The sequence below is a fragment of the Streptomyces sp. NPDC013317 genome (genome assembly GCF_055563155.1).
Genome location: NZ_JBVHDX010000013.1, coordinates 118,212 through 136,169 on the forward strand (window position 1 = coordinate 118,212; position 17,958 = coordinate 136,169).

The 17,958-nt window shown below is 71.9% G+C and carries 14 protein-coding genes; 6 read left to right on the top strand and 8 right to left on the bottom strand.

Annotation, left to right across the window (positions count from 1 at the left end):
* Positions 1-15 precede the first annotated feature (15 nt).
* Positions 16-1,026, top strand: a complete 1,011-nt coding sequence (locus ACZ3IJ_RS28915; protein WP_467472833.1) for a hypothetical protein — start codon at positions 16-18, stop codon at positions 1,024-1,026.
* 3 nt (positions 1,027-1,029) lie between these two features.
* Here the strand turns inward: ACZ3IJ_RS28915 and ACZ3IJ_RS28920 are convergent, their stop codons facing one another.
* From ACZ3IJ_RS28920 to ACZ3IJ_RS28935, 4 genes are all read right to left on the bottom strand, one after another.
* Positions 1,030-2,169, bottom strand: coding sequence for a serine hydrolase domain-containing protein (locus ACZ3IJ_RS28920; RefSeq protein WP_467472835.1), 1,140 nt, complete (start codon positions 2,167-2,169; stop codon positions 1,030-1,032).
* A gap of 97 nt (positions 2,170-2,266) precedes the next feature.
* On the bottom strand, positions 2,267-2,734 hold the full coding sequence (locus ACZ3IJ_RS28925; protein WP_467472837.1) for an NUDIX hydrolase: 468 nt from the start codon (positions 2,732-2,734) through the stop codon (positions 2,267-2,269).
* Positions 2,735-2,827: 93 nt separating this feature from the next.
* The gene (locus tag ACZ3IJ_RS28930; RefSeq protein ID WP_467472838.1) at positions 2,828-3,694 is read right to left on the bottom strand and encodes a pyridoxamine 5'-phosphate oxidase family protein; all 867 of its coding nucleotides are present in this window, start codon (positions 3,692-3,694) and stop codon (positions 2,828-2,830) included.
* Positions 3,695-3,777: 83 nt separating this feature from the next.
* Positions 3,778-4,233, bottom strand: a complete 456-nt coding sequence (locus ACZ3IJ_RS28935; RefSeq protein WP_467472840.1) for a VOC family protein — start codon at positions 4,231-4,233, stop codon at positions 3,778-3,780.
* A 121-nt stretch (positions 4,234-4,354) separates the two neighbouring features.
* On the opposite strand from ACZ3IJ_RS28935, the gene ACZ3IJ_RS28940 reads away from it, so the two are divergent.
* From ACZ3IJ_RS28940 to pepN, 5 genes are all read left to right on the top strand, one after another.
* Positions 4,355-4,897, top strand: a complete 543-nt coding sequence (locus ACZ3IJ_RS28940) for a CGNR zinc finger domain-containing protein (RefSeq protein WP_467472842.1) — start codon at positions 4,355-4,357, stop codon at positions 4,895-4,897.
* Between the two features lie 189 nt (positions 4,898-5,086).
* The gene (locus ACZ3IJ_RS28945; RefSeq protein WP_467472843.1) at positions 5,087-8,404 is read left to right on the top strand and encodes a S8 family serine peptidase; all 3,318 of its coding nucleotides are present in this window, start codon (positions 5,087-5,089) and stop codon (positions 8,402-8,404) included.
* A gap of 181 nt (positions 8,405-8,585) precedes the next feature.
* A complete protein-coding gene (locus ACZ3IJ_RS28950) occupies positions 8,586-9,602 on the top strand; it encodes an aspartate-semialdehyde dehydrogenase (protein WP_391797309.1) in 1,017 nt (338 codons plus the stop codon).
* Positions 9,603-9,813: 211 nt separating this feature from the next.
* The gene (locus ACZ3IJ_RS28955) at positions 9,814-11,016 is read left to right on the top strand and encodes a TerD family protein (protein ID WP_467472844.1); all 1,203 of its coding nucleotides are present in this window, start codon (positions 9,814-9,816) and stop codon (positions 11,014-11,016) included.
* A 52-nt stretch (positions 11,017-11,068) separates the two neighbouring features.
* Entirely contained in the window at positions 11,069-13,642 is a 2,574-nt protein-coding gene (gene pepN, locus ACZ3IJ_RS28960) for an aminopeptidase N (protein WP_467472846.1), read from the top strand.
* Positions 13,643-13,829: 187 nt separating this feature from the next.
* On the opposite strand, the gene alc is transcribed toward pepN, so the two are convergent.
* The 4 genes from alc to ACZ3IJ_RS28980 form a co-directional block, all read right to left on the bottom strand.
* Entirely contained in the window at positions 13,830-14,966 is a 1,137-nt protein-coding gene (alc, locus tag ACZ3IJ_RS28965; RefSeq protein WP_467472849.1) for an allantoicase, read from the bottom strand.
* Between the two features lie 90 nt (positions 14,967-15,056).
* The gene (locus ACZ3IJ_RS28970) at positions 15,057-15,977 is read right to left on the bottom strand and encodes a LysR family transcriptional regulator (RefSeq protein ID WP_467472851.1); all 921 of its coding nucleotides are present in this window, start codon (positions 15,975-15,977) and stop codon (positions 15,057-15,059) included.
* Positions 15,978-16,012: 35 nt separating this feature from the next.
* The gene (locus tag ACZ3IJ_RS28975; protein WP_467472853.1) at positions 16,013-16,945 is read right to left on the bottom strand and encodes a DMT family transporter; all 933 of its coding nucleotides are present in this window, start codon (positions 16,943-16,945) and stop codon (positions 16,013-16,015) included.
* Between the two features lie 25 nt (positions 16,946-16,970).
* The gene (locus ACZ3IJ_RS28980; protein ID WP_467472855.1) at positions 16,971-17,903 is read right to left on the bottom strand and encodes an EamA family transporter; all 933 of its coding nucleotides are present in this window, start codon (positions 17,901-17,903) and stop codon (positions 16,971-16,973) included.
* Positions 17,904-17,958: the final 55 nt, after the last annotated feature.

Genomic DNA, 17,958 nt, shown 5'->3' on the forward strand with positions numbered 1-17,958 from the left:
CGGAAGACCCCCGGCATGAACCACAACACCCCCATCACCCCCCGGCCCCTCCCCCTCCCCTCCCTGACCGACGAGCGCCAACGCGTCGCGTCCACCTCCCAGTTGCGCGACCAGGGGCTCTCCGGCGCCGACATCGCCGCGCACTGCCGGCCGGGCGGCGAGTGGCAGCAGATCCTGCCCGGCGTCTTCCTGCTCGGCCCCGGGCAGCCCACCAGCGAGGACCGGCTGAGGGCCGCGCTGCTCCACGCCGCGCGCCCCGGCGCCGGGGCGGCCGGCCAGGGCCCGGAGGCGATGATCACCGGTCTGGCCGCGCTCGCCCTGCACCGCTTCTCCTCCGCTCCCCCGCTGACCGCGGTGGACCGTATCGACGTGCTCGTCCCGCGCACCCGCAGGCTGCGCTCCACCGGCTGGGTGCGGGTGGTGCGCGCCCCGGAGTCGCCCGAGCCGCTGGACATCGCCGGTGTGCCCGTCGCGCCGGTCGCCCGCGCGCTCGCCGACGCGGTGTCCGCTCTGACCGACGCGGGGGTGGTGCGCCGGCTGCTCACCGAGGCCGTGCGCGGCGGTCACTGCGAACCCGGTGCTGTGGTACGGGAGTTGAACCGGGCGCGGCTGCTCAACCGGCCGCACGTGGTGGACGCCGTCGACTCGCTGCTCGCGGAGGGCCGGAGCTTCGCGGAGGAGCGGCTCTACGAGATGGTGCGGGAGTTCGGCCTGCCCGACCCGCTGTGGAACGTGGATCTGCGGCTGCCCGGCGGTCCGCACCTCGGCGGTCTGGACGCCTACTGGCCGGACCAGGCGGTGGCGGTGGAGCTGGACACCCGGGCGCCCCGGCAGGACGACGACGCGCTCTGGTCGGAGTACACCCGTAAGCGCGAGCACCTGGAGCGGCTCGGCATCACGGTCGTCCACATCACCCCGCGCAAGCTGCGCGAGGCGATGGACCAGCAGGCCACCGTGGTCCGTACGGCCCTGATGGCCGCGACGGACCGGCAGCCCGCGGCTTACGTCGTCGTCCTGCCCCGCTGAGTGTCAGTCCCGGCCGCAGAACTCGGCCTCGACGACGGTCTGGCTGTCCCCCGCCCAGTCGGCGTTGAAGTTCATGGCGAGCGAGTGGCGGCCGTCGCGGGTGGCGACGGCCTGCGAGGACGAGCCGTGGATGCCTCCGCCGTGACCCCATACCTCCTTGCCGCAGCTGAGCTTGGCCCGCATCAGCCCGAGGCCGTAGGAGAGCTCCGGCGCCTCGGCGCCGACCGGAACGGCGCGCGTCATCTCGCGCATCTCGGCCCTCGGCAGCAACTTCCCCTTGAGCAGGGCCCGGTAGAAGGTCTGCAGATCGTTGGAGTCGGAGATCATCTCGCCCGCCGCGTGGGCGAGGGACGGGTTCAGCTCGGTGACGTCGTACACCGTCGTCGAGTCCGGGTCCTGGGACAGCTTCGAGTACGCCCGTGAACTCGGCTCCGGCATCGTCGCGGTGGTGCCGGGCACGCTGGTGGCGCGCAGCTTCAGGGGCTTGACGATCCGCCGCTCGACCTCCTTGCCGTACGGGCGGCCGGTCGCCTTCTCGATCACCATGCCCGCGAGGACGTAGTTGGTGTTGGAGTAGCTCCAGTCGGTACCGGGGGCGAAGTCCGGCGCGTGGGTCATGGCGACCGCGACGAGCTGCTCGGGGGTCCAGGTGTCGTAGCGGTTGTTCAGGAAGTCCGGGCCGAAGACCTTCTGCTGGAAACCGGGGTCGGAGGTGACGTCGTAGATGCCGCTGGTGTGGTTGAGGAGCTGGCGGACGGTGACCGTGCGGCCGTCGTGGCCGTTGCCACGGACCACGCCCGGCAGCCACTTCTCGACGGGGTCGTCGAGGTCGAGCCGTCCCTCGGCCTGGAGCTGGAGCAGGACGGTCGCCACGAAGGTCTTGGTGATGGAGCCGACCCGGTAGCGGTCCTCGCCCCCGCGCTCGCCGGCGGTTCCGGTCCAGGAGCCGCGACCGGTCCGGGCCTGGGCCACGGCGCCCGGCACGCCCTCCTCGACGGCCGCGTCGAGGGCCCGCTGGGTCGCGGTGTGGTCGGGCTTCTTCGGCGCGGTGGCCGCGACGGCGGGCGCGGCGAGCGCTCCGGCGGTGAGGGCGGCCACGGCGGTGGCGGCGAGGACGGTGCGGGCGGCGCGTACGGATGTCATGCGGGTTCCCCCTGGTGTCGTGTGGCGTCCTGCGGTCACGGGAGGGGACCCGGCGGGGGGCGGGGCGGTTGAGCGGGCCGCGGTGGTTGAGCGGAATTCAGCCGTTTCCGGGATCGGCGAGGCTGGACCGGCCGACGGGCGGTCGATCGCGCCACAACTGCACCCCGATGTCGACCAGCTCGACACGGGTGAGGTCCTGGACGGAAGCGAGCGGATGCCAGGCGGCGAGGTCGGTGGAGCCGCCGGTCTCGTTGCGCAGGGAGCCTCCGGTGATCCGGCTCTCGTAGATGATCCGCAGGCCGTGGAAGTCGCCGGGCCCTGCGAACCGGCGGATCCAGCCTCGCCGGATGGAGTCGATGCCGAGGAGGGCGACCGGCTCGGTGAGGTATCCCGTCTCCTCCTCGACCTCGCGGACGACGGTGTCGACCGGCTCCTCGCCGTGGTCCATCCCGCCGCCCGGCAGGGTCCACCGCCGCTCCCCGACGCTGTTCACCCAGCGGGCGAGGAGTATCTCGTCGTCACGGACACACACGGCGTAGGCCGCCACCCTCAACTCCTGTTTCATGAGCCGAGGTTAGAACCAGTGCACGGGGTATGTCCGCCCGGTCGCCCGGGCGCCCGCGAGCTCAGGGGCGGGGCCGGGCGGGGGTGGCTGTGGTCATGCGGGGTCCTGGGGAAGGGGCGGGTTGGCGGGCGAGTACTCCGGCTCCGACCAGCGCAGCGGGCTCGCGGACGGGATCTCGACGGTCCGCCGGACGTGGAACCGGTTGACGCGGACGTCGTCGGGGCCGTAGTCGGTGTGGGCCGTGCCGGAGAGCTGGAGCGTGGTGCCGGTCCGCCAGTCGACGAAGAGGAGCCCGGCTCGGTCGTCGGACTCGAGGTTGCCGAGCGTCAGGAACATGGCGTTGCCGGGATAGTCCCGCCAGCTCAGCTCGGTGGGCGCGTCGACCCGGACGAAGCCGGGGTTGCCGCCGCGATGGCTCGCGTCCACGCCGTCGGGGGCGGTGGTCGCGATGAAGAAGGTGTCGGCGGCCCGTACGAACCGCTCCTGGGCGGGGGTGAGTGCGGTGCCGTGGAGCGGGTCTCCGGGCGGGTTGGCGGGATCCGGCGCGTACAGCTCGCGCTTCTGGAGGTACTTCGGGCAGTTGGAGAAGACCTGCTCCGCCTCGACGGTGAAGCCGCGCGGGCTGGGGCGGGCGACGCCGTTGAGGCGCATACGGCGGCGGGTACGGGGGTCCAGGGCGATCGTCCCGACGGGGGTGGGGCCGGGGGCGGGGGGCGGGGCGGCCACGGAGATCGTGTGCGGGCCGGTCGCCCTGGCGAAGCCCGGGGTGCCGGTGAGCAGGGTGCTCCAGAGCTGCCCGTCGGCATCCGCCGCGGCGAGCACGAGCATGGGCTGGAGTTCGAGGAAGGCCGCGGCGACGGGGCGGATGCCGTCGCTGATGGAGCGGCCGATGTGGTCGGCGATGCCGGTGACCCCGACGCGTTCCTGGATGGCGCGGGAGCCCGGGTTGTACGGATCCATGATCGGGGCCTTTCGTGTGGCGCCCGCGCCGGGGCCCGGGGTGCGGGCCCCGGCGCGGGCAGCGCGTTCACAACGGGGGCCTGCTAGAAGAAGCCGCAGGTCGGGGCACCCTCGGTGGGGGCTTCCGTGCCTTCCGCTCCCGTGGGGGCGAAGATCTCCAGGCGGGTGCCGTCCGGGTCGTGGAAGAAGATGCCGCCCGAGGAGCCGCCCTCGGAGTGGGGGACGACGCCCTCGTAGGCGAACTCGGTGCCCCGCTCCTTCAGGGCCGCCTCGGCCGCCTTGACCCGCTCGATCGACTCGGCCTCGAAGGCGAGGTGGTGCAGACCCGCGCGCCCGGAGTCGTATCCGCCCTCCGCCTGCTGCCAGAGCGTGACGACGAGCTTGCCCCCCTGGCCGAGGAAGGCGTACCGCCGCCCGTCCTCCTTGCCCTCGCCGAGCACCTCGAAGCCCAGCACGTTCCCGTAGAAGTCGAGCGAGCGCTCCAGGTCCGTGACGTTGAGCCCGATGTGGTTGGTGACCAGCGTTCCGATCGCCGACATGGCGGTTCCCCTCTCGACATGGCGAGTACTAACCTCTGAGATAGACATTAGAGGTTAGAAAGCGACTGTGCAACCAGTCACGTAACCTTGAGGGGTTAGTTCTACGAGGAGGATGTCCGCCATGACCGTTTCCGACCCTCGCCCCCTGGTCGGTGAACCCGTCTCCCTCGACCTGCTCAACACCCGCTGGATGCTGGACGGCGCGCGCCAGGATCTGCTCACGGACACCGGGGGACTTGCCGTCTGGCTCCGGGCCAACGCACTCGACGGACGCTTCGCCGCCGACGCGGCGACGCTCCGCCACACGCTCGCCGCCCGCGACGCCCTCGCGGGCCTCGTCGACCGGCCCGGCGACCCCGCCGCGACCGCCCGCGTCGACGCCGTGCTGGGCCACGGCCGCATCCGCGCCACCCTCACCGCCGAGGGCCCGGGCGAGCTGCCCGAGTTCGCGGACGCCGCCTGGGGCCCGGGCTGGACGGCGGCCCGCGACTATCTCGACCTGCTGCGGACCGCACCGGACCGGATCCGGTCCTGCGCCCACGAGGCGTGCATCCTGCACTTCTTCGACACCTCACGGAACGGCACCCGCCGCTGGTGCTCGATGGCGGTCTGCGGCAACCGGGCCAAGGCCTCGCGTCACTACGCTCGTACAAAGGAAAACTAACCGACCGGCCAACTCGCCCCGCTTGAGGGCGATTCATTCCCGATGGCGTACGCCGCGCGGTGGCGGATGTGCGCCATCAGCACATCCCGCCACCTGACAACTCTCCACAAACCCCTGTCACTTGCGAAAGGCTGAGCGGTCATCCGGTACCGAAATCCGGACCCTCTTCTTTCACAAACAGGGATGTAAATGACCACCCCCGAATCTCAGAGCTCCATACCCGGGCGCTCGACCCCCGGACACAGACGGGCCGCCCGCATCGCGGCGGCCGCCGGACTCGTGACCGCGCTCGTCGCGGCCGGTGCCGCTCCGGTCCTGGCCGCCGAAGACCCGGCGACCATCCCTCCGGTCAAGTCCTCCGACTCCGCCGACAAGCTCGGCCCGACGGACGCCCAGCGCCTCACCGAGGCCGAGGCCGCCGGCGAGAAGAACGTCACGATCCTCGTCGCCACCGCCCCCGGCTCCACCGAGCAGGTCGCCGGCCAGCTCGACGCCGTCCAGGGCGCCTCGGTGGGCAAGCAGAACGACAAGCTCGGCTACGTCCGCGCGACCCTGCCGACCGCCAAGGCGGAGGCCGCCATCGCGGCGGCCACCAAGCTCTCCTCCGTCCAGTCGATCGACCTCCAGGCCGAGATCAAGCTGGACGACCCGACCCCGGACTCGGGCACCACCGGTGCCGTCGAGGGCACGACCGTCACGCAGACGTACCCGGCCCCGGGCAGGAACACCCCGGCGAAGAACCCGTACAACCCGTCCCACGAGACGGGCGCCGTCGAGTTCGTCGAGGACAACCCCCGGGCCGACGGCCGCGGTGTGACCATCGGCATCCTCGACTCCGGTGTCGACCTCGGTCACCCGGCGCTGCAGAAGACCACCACCGGCGAGCGCAAGATCGTCGACTGGGTCACCGCCACCGACCCGCTGACCGAGGGCGACGCCACCTGGCGCGCCCAGATCACCCCGGTCGCGGGCCCGGTCTTCTCCGCCTCCTCGCAGTCCTGGAAGGCGCCCGAGGGCTCCTACCAGTTCAGCCGCTTCAACGAGGCGATCACCGCGGGCGGCGACCCGGCCGGTGACATCAACCGCGACGGCGACACGGCCGACCTCTTCGGCATGCTGTACGACCCGGCCGCCGGCACCGTCCGCGTCGACACCGACCAGAACAACGACTTCACGGACAACGCGCCGATGAAGCCGTACAAGGACGGGCACCAGGTCGGCTACTTCGGTACCGACAACCCGGCCACCGAGGTCGTCGAGAAGACGCCGTTCGTCGTCGAGATCCGCAAGGACGTGGCGATGGACCCGCTCGGCGGGACCTGGGTCGGCAAGAAGGCCGACTTCGTCAACATCGGCGTCGTCGAGTCCTCGCACGGCACGCACGTCGCCGGCATCACCGCGGCCAAGGGCCTCTTCGGCGGCCGTATGAACGGCGCGGCGCCCGGCGCGAAGATCGTCTCCTCGCGCGCCTGCACCTGGACCGGCGGCTGCACCAACACCGCTCTCACCGAGGGCATGACGGACCTCGTCGTCAACCGCGGCGTCGACATCGTCAACATGTCGATCGGCGGTCTGCCCGCGCAGAACGACGGCGACAACGTCCGCGCCCGCCTCTACACCCGTCTGATCGACCAGTACGGCGTGCAGCTGGTGATCTCGGCCGGCAACTCCGGTCCGGGCATCAACACGATCGGCGACCCCGGCCTGGCCGACAAGGTCATCTCGGTCGGCGCGGCGATCTCCAAGTCGACCTGGGCCGCCAACTACGGCTCGGCCGTCACCAAGTCGTACGCGATGTTCCCCTTCTCCTCGCGCGGTCCGCGTGAGGACGGCGGCTTCACCCCGACCATCACCGGTCCGGGCTCGGCCGTGAACACCATCCCGACCTGGCAGGCCGGCGCCGGCGTGCCCGAGTCCGGCTACGCGCTGCCCGCCGGCTACGGGATGCTCAACGGCACCTCGATGTCCTCCCCGCAGGTCGCGGGCGCGAGCGCGCTGCTGCTCTCCGCCGCGAAGCAGAAGCGCATCGAGCTCTCGCCGCTCACCCTGCGCACCGCGCTCACCTCGACCGCCGACCGGATCTCCGGTGTCGCGGCCCACGAGCAGGGCTCGGGTCTGATCGACATCAACGACGCCTGGGAGTCGATCAAGGACGGCGCCACGGCGCACGAGTACAAGGTCGAGGCTCCGGTCGACACCGCGATCTTCCCGGCCCCGCACACCGGCACCGGTGTGTACGACCGTGAGGGCGGCCTCAAGGTCGGCCAGAAGAAGGTCTACGACGTCACCATCACGCGCACGACCGGCCCGAACCGGGCCATCGAGCACGAGCTGGAGCTGAAGAACAACGACGGCACCTTCCGGATCCTCGGCGACGACGAGGTCGACCTGCCGCTGAACCAGCCGGTCACCGTCAAGATCCAGGCCCGGCCGGCCTCGGCCGGCGTGCACAGCGTGATCCTGGAGGCGGACGACGACCGCACCGAGGGCGTGGACAAGCAGATCCTCGCCACCTCGGTCGTCGCGAGCGACCTGACCGCGCCCGGCTACGGCTTCTCCGCGTCCGGCTCGGTCCAGCGCAACAGCCACAAGTCGTACTTCGTCACCGTGCCGGAGGGCGCCAAGACCCTCGAGGTCGCCCTCGGCGGTCTGAAGGAGAAGAGCCAGACCCGGTTCATCTCGATCCACCCGTACGGCGTGGCCTTCGAGTCCACCGCGTCCAACGTGTGCTACCCGCACTACAACCCGGGCAACGGCTGCCGTGCGGACCTGCGTTCGTACGCCAACCCGACGCCGGGCGTCTGGGAGATCGAGGTCGAGGCGCGCCGCACCTCGCCCGACCTGGACAACCCGTTCAAGCTGGACGTCTCGGTGCTGGGCGCCGACTTCGACCCGGCCGTCCAGACCGTTCCCGAGGCGAAGGTCGGCACGCCGGCCGCCGTCGAGTGGACCGTCACCAACACCTTCGCCGGCATCGACGGCAAGCTGAAGGGCGGCTCGCTGGGCTCGGCCAAGGTCGAGACGCCGACGATCAAGCACCACGAGCAGCAGATCAAGACCGTCACCATCGGTGAGGGCGTCGAGCGGCTGGACGTGGCGATCGGCAACACCTCGGACAAGGCCGCCGACCTGGACCTCACGGTCCTGCGCGACGGCGTCCAGGTGGGTCAGGCCGCCGACGGCGACTCGGAGGAGGCCGTCTCGCTGGTCAAGCCGGCCGCCGGTACCTACACCATCGTGATCGACGGTTACTCGGTGCAGGCCGAGGGCGGTACGACCTTCGACTACAAGGACGTGTACTACTCGGCCGCGCTCGGCAGCGTCCAGGTCGACGCGTCCAAGAGCTACCCGCTGGCCAGCGGCGCGACCGCCAAGGTCGCCGCCGAGGTGCTGGTCGCCGGTGCCGCGCCCGAGGGCCGGCAGTTCTTCGGCGAGGTCCAGCTGCTGAACGCGCGCGGCACCGCCGCGGGCGCCGGCAGCGTCGTGATCGGCAAGGTCACCCCGTAACACCGCTGTACGAGTGAGGGGCGGGCACCGGAACCGGTGCCCGCCCCTTCCCCGTCTCCGTCCGCGTGTCGTGTCGGTCACCTCACCCGTCCCGGTCCTCGGACAATGGATTGGACAAGGCGGGCAGGGACATACGCATCATGGACGGCAGCAGCCTGCACAAACGTACGGAGGAGTCCCCGTGAAGGTCGGAATCGTCGGAGCCACCGGTCAGGTCGGCACAGTCATGCGCGCCATCCTGGCCGAGCGGAAGTTCCCTGTCGACGAGCTGCGGCTCTTCGCCTCCGCCCGCTCCGCCGGCACCGTAGTCGACGGGGTCACGGTCGAGGACGCCTCCACCGCCGACTACACGGGCCTGGACATCGTCCTGTTCTCCGCAGGCGGCGCGACCTCCAAGGCGCTCGCCGAGAAGGTCGCCTCGCAGGGCGCCGTCGTGATCGACAACTCCTCCGCCTGGCGCCGCGACCCCGAGGTCCCCCTGGTGGTCTCCGAGGTCAACCCGCACGCGATCAAGGACCGCCCCAAGGGCATCATCGCCAACCCGAACTGCACCACGATGGCCGCGATGCCGGTCCTCAAGCCGCTCCACCAGGAGGCCGGCCTGACCGCGCTCGTCGCCACGACCTACCAGGCCGTCTCCGGCTCGGGCGTCGCGGGCGTCGCCGAGCTGCGCACCCAGGCGTGCGCGGTCGCGGAGACCGCCGACCAGCTGGCGTTCGACGGTGAGGCCGTGGAGTTCCCCGAGCCCGCCGTCTACAAGCGTCCGATCGCCTTCAACGTGGTGCCGCTGGCCGGCTCGATCGTCGACGACGGCACGTTCGAGACCGACGAGGAGCAGAAGCTCCGCAACGAGTCCCGCAAGATCCTGGAGATCCCCGGGTTGAAGGTCTCCGGCACCTGTGTGCGCGTCCCGGTCTTCTCCGGCCACTCGCTGCAGGTCAACGTCCGCTTCGAGCGTCCGATCAGCGTCGAGCGCGCCTACGAGCTGCTCAAGGACGCGGAGGGCGTCGAGCTCTCCGAGATCCCGACCCCGCTCCAGGCGGCCGGCAAGGACGCCTCGTACGTGGGACGCATCCGGGTGGACGAGACGGTCGACAACGGGCTCGCGCTCTTCCTCTCCAACGACAACCTGCGCAAGGGCGCCGCGCTCAACGCGGTGCAGATCGCGGAGCTGGTCGCGGCGGAGCTGAAGGGCTGACGCCGTTCCGTACGGGAAGGGGGCGGCCGTCCGGGAGGGCGGCCGCCCCCTTCGGCGTCCGGGAGGGCGGCCGCCCCCTTCTCCGTCCCCTCGCGGCCCGGCCCGACGGGGCAGCCCCTCCGGCGGTCCGGCCCCGTCGTCCCGCGGTCACGGTCCGGCGGAATTCGGACAACGCGTTCGAAGCCGGGCCTCCGGGTGACAGGATCCGACCATGACCCAGCTGCCCATGGGTGCCGACCTCCCGGTGCCCACCCAGGCCCTCCAGGTCGCGGTCACCTGGCAGACCGTGCCCGGCGCGCCCGAGGTGGACGTCTCCGCGCTGCTGCTCGACGGCGGCGGACGGGTACGGGGAGACGCGGACCTCGTCTTCTACAACCACACCACGCACCCCTCCGGCGCGGTACGGCATCTGGGCAAGTCGGCTCCGGGCGTGCCGGGCAGCGCGGCCGCGGACTGGCTGTGGCTGAACCTCGCGCGGCTGGAGCCGGGCGTGGACCGCGTGGTGGTCGCCGCCTCGGTGGACGGCGGCTCCTTCGGACAGGTGCGGGGCCTGGACATGCGGGTCACCGACCTCTCGTGCGCGCCCGTCGCGTACGTCGTCGCCGGGGACGCCACGACCGAGACGGCGTTCGTCCTCGGTGTCTTCCACCGGCGGGAGGGCGGGTGGAGGTTCCGCGCGGTGGGGCAGGGGTACGCCTCCGGTCTCGCTGGCCTCGCGACGGACTTCGGCATCGTGGTCGAGGCCCCGCCGGCCCCGATCCCGGGCCCCGGCTACATCCCGCCGCCCTCGCCCGTCCGCGACCAGGGGTACGGCGTGCCCGCGACCCCCGTACGCGCGGTGGCCGATCCGTTCTCGGTGACCTTCCGGCCCTCCGTCCACCAGGGGCGCGGCAAGGAGACCGTGCGCTGCGACCCCGCCCTTCCGCCCGGCTGCTGGGCGCTCCTGGAGATCGAGTCGTACCACTCGATCTCCACCACCATCGAGTCCTGCGACGCCCACGGCCGCGTCGAGGACTTCCTGCTCATGGCCTACGAGGACGACGTCCGCGCCCGGACCGTCGCCGTCGTCCCACCCGACCGGCCGCTGACGCTGCGGGTCGACGCGGACACCCCCTGGACCCTGCGCGTCCTCCCGCTCGACCACGCCCGCCGCTTCGACAGCCACATCGAGGGCCACGCCCACGACCTCGTCGTCTACGACGGGCCGCCCGGGGTCCTCGACTTCTCCCACCACGGCGCGTCGAACGTCACCGTCCACCGGCACACCCCCGCGCGCGAGCCCGAGTACGACGCGGAGGACCAGGAACTCCTCGTCGACGCGATCGGCGAGGTCCGTGTCAGCGCGCCCCTGACCGGTCCGGGACTGCTCCGGATCAGCGGCGACGGACCATGGAAATGTGCGATGCGGCGCTGAGGCACGGCGTGGAAGGATGAGCCAAACATCACGAAACCGAGGAGTTGACCGGGTGCCTGGCACAAACCTGACCCGTGAAGAGGCGCAGCAGCGGGCGAAGCTGCTGACCGTGGACGCGTACGAGGTCGACCTCGACCTCTCCGGTGCGCAGGAGGGCGGCACCTACCGGTCCGTCACCACCGTCCGCTTCGATTCCGCCGAGGCCGGCGCGGAGACCTTCATCGACCTCGTCGCCCCCGCCGTGCACGAGGTCGTCCTCAACGGCCACGCGCTGGACGTCGCCGCCGTCTTCCGGGACTCGCGGATCGCCCTGGCCCATCTGCTCCAGGGCCGCAACGAACTCAAGGTCGTCGCGGACTGCGCGTACACCAACACGGGCGAGGGTCTGCACCGGTTCGTCGACCCGGTCGACGAGCAGGCCTACCTGTACACCCAGTTCGAGGTGCCGGACGCCCGGCGCGTCTTCGCCTCCTTCGAGCAGCCGGACCTGAAGGCGACCTTCCAGTTCACCGTGAAGGCGCCGGCCGGCTGGTCGGTGATCTCCAACTCGCCGACGCCGGAGCCGAAGGACGACGTGTGGGTCTTCGAGCCCACCCCGCGGATCTCGACGTACATCACCGCGCTGATCGTCGGCCCGTACCACTCGGTGCACTCCTCGTACGAGAAGGACGGCCAGACCGTTCCGCTCGGCATCTACTGCCGTCCCTCGCTGGCCGAGTTCCTCGACGCGGACCACATCTTCGACGTCACGCGCCAGGGCTTCGACTGGTTCCAGGAGAAGTTCGCGTACGACTACCCCTTCGCCAAGTACGACCAGCTCTTCGTGCCGGAGTTCAACGCCGGCGCGATGGAGAACGCGGGCGCGGTGACCATCCGCGACCAGTACGTCTTCCGCTCGAAGGTGACGGACGCGGCGTACGAGCGCCGGGCCGAGACGATCCTGCACGAGCTGGCGCACATGTGGTTCGGCGACCTGGTCACCATGGAGTGGTGGAACGACCTGTGGCTGAACGAGTCGTTCGCGACCTTCACCTCGGTGGCCTGCCAGGCGTCCGTGGAGGGCACCCGCTGGCCGAACGCCTGGACGACGTTCGCGAACGCGGAGAAGACCTGGGCGTACCGCCAGGACCAGCTGCCGTCCACGCACCCGATCATGGCCGAGATCAATGATCTCGAGGACGTGCTGGTCAACTTCGACGGCATCACCTACGCCAAGGGCGCCTCGGTCCTCAAGCAGCTGGTGGCGTACGTCGGCCAGGACGAGTTCTTCAAGGGCGTGCAGGCGTACTTCAAGGCACACGCCTTCGGCAACACGCGTCTGACCGACCTGCTGGGCGCGCTGGAGGAGACCTCAGGGCGTGACCTGAAGGTCTGGTCGAAGCTGTGGCTGGAGACGGCCGGCATCAACATCCTCCGCCCGGAGATCGAGACCGACGAGAGCGGCGTCATCACCTCGTTCGCCGTCCGGCAGGAGGCTCCGGCCCTGCCCGCGGGCGCCAAGGGCGAGTCGACGCTGCGTCCGCACCGGATCGCGATCGGCTTCTACGACCTGGACGCGGCGGGCAAGCTGGTCCGCTCCGAGCGCCTGGAGCTGGACATCGAGGCGGCGGAGCTGACCTCCGTACCGCAGCTCGCGGGCAAGCCGCGTCCGGCGGTCGTCCTGCTCAACGACGACGACCTGTCGTACGCCAAGGTGCGCCTGGACGAGGTGTCGCTGCAGAACGTGACCGCGCACCTCGGCGACTTCGCCGAGTCGCTGCCGCGGGCGCTGTGCTGGGCGTCGGCCTGGGACATGACGCGCGACGGCGAGCTGCCGGCACGCGCCTATCTGGACCTGGTCCTCTCCGGCATCGCCAAGGAGAGCGACATCGGTGTGGTGCAGTCCCTCCAGGGCCAGGTGAAGGCGGCCCTGGAGCTGTACGCGGCACCGGAGTGGCGCGACGCGGGGCTGGCCCGGTGGACGGACGCGACGCTGGCGCACCTGCGCGCGGCGGACCCGGCGAGCGACCACCAGCTGGCGTGGGCGCGCGCCTTCGCCGCGACGGCCCGCACGCCGCAGCAGCTGGACCTCCTCGCGGCGCTTCTGGAGGGCGGCGAGACGATCGAGGGCCTCGCGGTCGACACCGAGCTGCGCTGGGCGTTCGTGCAGCGGCTCGCGGCGACCGGCGTCTTCGACGAGCCGGAGATCGCGGCCGAGCTGGAGCGGGACCGCACGGCGGCGGGCGAGCGGCACGCGGCGACCGCGCGGGCGGCCCGCCCGACCGAGGCGGCGAAGGCGGAGGCCTGGGCGTCGGTCGTCGAGTCCGACAAGCTGGCGAACGCCGTGCAGGAGGCGGTGATCGGCGGCTTCGTGCAGACCGACCAGCGTGAGCTGCTCGCCCCGTACACGGAGAAGTACTTCGCCTCGATCAAGGGCGTCTCGGAGACCCGCAGCCACGAGATGATCCAGCAGATCGTGGTCGGTCTCTACCCGGCGGTCCAGGTCTCGCAGGAGACGCTGGACGCGACGGACGCCTGGATCGAGGCCAACGACCCGGCGCCGGCGCTGCGTCGTCTGGTGACGGAGTGCCGCGCGGGCGTGGAGCGCGCGCTGAAGGCGCAGGCGGCCGACGCGGCCGCCGCGTAGGCGGCGCACGCACGGCGGTGCCGGCTGACGGCTGACGGCTGACGGCTGGCGGCTGGCGGCTGGCGGCTGGCGGCTGGCGGCTGAGAAGACGAAGGGGCACCCTCCCCCACGGAGGTGCCCCTTCGTCCGTTTGGGTCCGCTCGGCGGGCGGGCGGCGGCGCGCGGCCGCCCGCCGGGCGGAGGCTCGTCAGCCGCCGAGCGCGGCGTAGCGGGCACGCAGATCGGCCGCGCCCTGCTCCGTGAGCGCGCCGTGCAGGCGCATCCGGGCGACGCCCCCGTCGGGGAAGGCGTCGAGGCGGACGTGGGTGACCACGGCCTGGGCGGGGAGCTTGAAGCGGTGCAGGGTGTCGGGCTGCAGACGGGTCCGCGGGATGATCTCGAACCACTCGCCGTTCTCGCCGTTGCGGCCCTGGAGCGCGATCCAGCCGGCCGAGTTGCCCTTGAGGTACGCGGTGTCGATCTCGACGGCGCGTACCGCTCCCTGCGCGGCGAGCCGGAAGCGCACCCAGTCGTTGGTGCCGCGGACCCGGCGGCGGCGGTTCTCCCAGCCGTCGTCCATCTTGCGGGAGGTGCCCGGCAGGATGATCTGCGTCGGCGAGGAGTAGAACTTGTCCGACGCGTCCTCGTACACCCCGCCGTTGAGCACGGCGATCAGGTCGAGGGTGCCGAGCAGCTCCAGCCACTCGGGGTCCGGCACGACCTCGCCGTGGACGCGCAGGCGCGCGATGCCGCCGTCGGGGTGCTGGCAGACCCGTACGTGGGTGAAGCGGCGCTCGACGTCGATCTCGAAGCCGTTGGCGGCGTGGCCGCGGACGGGGGTGGGCGGGACGAGCTCCTCCCACTTCACGTCGTCGGCGAGCAGCTGCTCGGGGCTGGGAGAGCCTTCGACGGCGGTGGCCTGGATCGAGACGCGCTGCGGGTAGTTGCCCCGGAAGTGCGCGGTGTCGACGACGATGCCGCGGATCACGCCGGGAGCGCCGAGGCGGACGATCGCCCAGTCGTGGTCCTCGGGGGCGGGGAAGACGTTCTCGGCGTCGGCGCCGCGGCGGCGGCGGGTCTCCCAGCCGTCCATGATCTTGCCCTTGTGGCCGAAGTGCTCCGGGTCGAACACGGCCCGCTCGCGGACGAGGAGGTTCTCGCGCTCGGCGAAGAACTCGTCGTTGGCGGCGACGACACCGGCGCCGAGGCGACGGTCGGCCAGGTCGACCAGCTCGGTGAAGGAGAAGTCACCGGTGCGGTAGTCGGCGTACGGGTCGCCGCCGGAGTACGGGGCGGCGTCGTTGGCGTGCGGATCGGCGGTCACGGCGTTCTCGTCGAGGCTCATGGAACGACTGTGCGGCCTGGGCTGCGGCCCGGTCCATCGAATGTTTTCGACAGGTACGTTCAGCTGTACTGAACAATCGACGCGGTGGCGCTACTGGACGGTCTCGCGCTGGACGGCCGCCTGCCGGAGCGCGGTGAGCACCCGGGCCACGGCGGCCCCCTCCTCGGCCCCGCGCCGTACCGCGGCGACGACATGGCGGCGCGGCTGGTCGGCGGAGAGGACCCGCATGACGATCCCCCGCTCGCCGCGGCGCTCGGCGGAGGCCATCCGCGGCACCAGCGCGACACCCATCCCGGCCTCGACCATGGCGAGGATGGCGGTCCACCCGGCGGCGCTGTGGGCCTGCTCGGGCACGAACCCGGCGGCTTCGCAGGCGGCGGTGGTGATCTCGGACCAGGGGCCGGAGCCGCCGAAGATCCAGGGCTCGGCGGAGAGGTCGGCGAGCCGCAGCCCGGGCGCGTCGGCGAGCGGATGCCCGGCGGGCAGGGCGACGTCGAGCGGGTCGGCGAGGAGCGGGACGCGGCTGTACTTGGGGTCGCGCGCGGAGGGGGCGTGGGCGGCGAGGGAGAGCGCCAGGTCGACGTCGCCGGCGGTGAGCAGTTCGTACGCCTCCGCCGCCTCGGCCTCGCGGACGCGGACGTCGAGGCCGGGGTGGGCGGTCCTGAGGTGCTGCACGGCGGGGACGACGAGCGCGGGGACGGCCGTGGAGAAAGCGGCCACCCGCACCTGCCCCGCCTCGCCGCGCAGATAGCCGTCGAGTTCGGCGTCGGCGCGCTCCAGCTGGGCGAAGACGGCCTCGGCGTGGCGGAGCACGAGATGCGCGGCGTCGGTGAGCCGTACCCGGCGCCCGTGCGCCTCCAGGAGCGGGACGCCGAGCTGCTTGGCGAGGTTGGTGAGCTGCTGGGAGACGGCCGAGGGAGTCATGAGCAGCGCCTCCGCCGTGGCGGTGACGGTGCCGCGGTCGCGGAGGGTGCGGAGGATCTGGAGCTTCTTGATGTCCCACTCGGTCATGGGGCGCAACCTACCGGGGGTCATGGCCGGACCGCTCACCCGCGGGGGCGCGCACCGGCCAGGGCCACCCCGCCCAGGATCAGGGCCATGCAGGCCGCTCCCAGGAGGCCGAGATCCTCGCCGAGCAGGGCGTACGAGAGCAGGGCCACGCAGACCGGCTGGAGGTAGTAGACGACTCCGGCGCGGGCCGCGCCGATCAGGGTGATCGCCTTGTTCCAGGCGAAGAAGGCGACGGCGGAGGAGAACACGCCGACGTAGAGCAGTGGGCCGAGCGTGCCGGGCCCGGGCTCGAAGCCGCCCTGGACGACGAGGCTGACGCCGTACGCCGGGAGCAGCATCAGGGCGCCGAGCACGAAGGTCGTGAAGAGGAAGGCCAGGGCGCCGATCTCGGCGGGCTTGCGCCTGAGCAGGGCGCTGTAGGAGGCGAAGGACAGGGCGGCGCCGAACATCCACAGGTCGCCCGTGGTGAGGTCGGCGGCGAGGGAGCCCTTGCCGACGAGGAGCAGGACACCGAGCGCCGCGACGAGCATCCCGGCGGTGCGGCGGGCGCCGAGGCGTTCGCCTCCGAGCCGGGAGAGGAGCGCCATGATCACCGGGGACGCGGCCATGATCATGCCCATGTTGGAGGCGGAGGTGGTGAGTCCGGCCTGGTGCACGAGGGTGTTGTAGAGGGCGACGCCGAAGAGCGAGGCGAGCGCGACGTAGCCGAAGTGCCGGCGGATCAGGTGCCGTTGACGCCATGCCTGGCGGGCCGCGAGCGGGGCGACGGCGAGGAGGGCGATGACCCAGCGCCAGAAGACCGCCTGCACGGGCGGGACGGAGTCGGCCATGTCCCGGGTCGCCACGAAGCTGCCGGACCAGACGACCGTGGCGAGGAGCGCGAGGAGCAGCCCCACGCCCGCGCCCCGCGCGAGGACGCGCGGGGCGGCGGTGGGCTGGGCGGGGCGGACGCGGGCCAGGAGTGCCACGGTGATCCTCTCGGTCGGTGAGGCTCTACCGTCGCACCGCAGAAATATCCAGGTCCATCGAAAGTTCCTGACCATTCCGTTCAGCCGAACTGAACGATTTGGGGGCACGGGGGTTGAGCTGGCCGACCAGGGTGGCGCCGAAGGCGATCGCCATGCCGACGAGCTGGACGGGGCCGAGCGCCTGCCCGAGCGCCGCCCAGCCGACGACGGCCGCGGTGATCGGCGACAGCGGACCGAGCAGGGTGACCGAGGAGGCGCTCAGCCGCTCGATCCCGCGGAACCAGAGGAAGTAGGAGATCGCGGTGTTCCCGAAGGCGAGGTAGGCGTAACCGAGGAGGCCGGCGGAGTCCAGGGCGGGCGGGGCGCCTTCCACCAGGGCGGCGATCGGAAGGATGATCAGGCCGCCGGCGGTGAGCTGCCAGCCCGTGAGCGCCAGCGCCCCCACCCCTTCCGGCCTCCCCCAGCGCTTGGTGAGCACGACACCGGCCGACATGGACAGCGCCGACAGCAGCCCGGCGACCACCCCGACCGGATCGAGCGCCGCGCCCGCCTTCAGAACGACGAGGCTGACCCCGAAGGCGGCTGCGACGGCGGTGAGCAGAGAGCGCGCGGTGGGCCGGTCACCGAGGAGCAGCGCGGCCAGGCCGACCACGAAGAGCGGACCGACCGAGCCGACGACGGCCGCGACGCCGCCGGGGAGCCGGTACGCGGCAAGGAAGAGCAGCGGGAAGAAGGCGCCGATGTTGAGGCCTCCCAGGACCGCGGCCTTCCACCACCAGGCACCCTGCGGCAGCTTGCGGGTGACGGCCAGCAGCAGCAGTCCGGCGGGCAGCGCGCGCATCAGACCGGTGAAGAGCGGCCGGTCGGGCGGCAGGAACTCGGTGGTGACGAAGTAGGTGGAGCCCCAGGAGATCGGGGCGAGCGCGGTCAGGGCGACGACGGCGGCCTTGCGGGACATGACAGGTCCCCCCTTGGTTTCGGAGTGGGTCCGAGCGGCTTGCTAATAAGTAGCT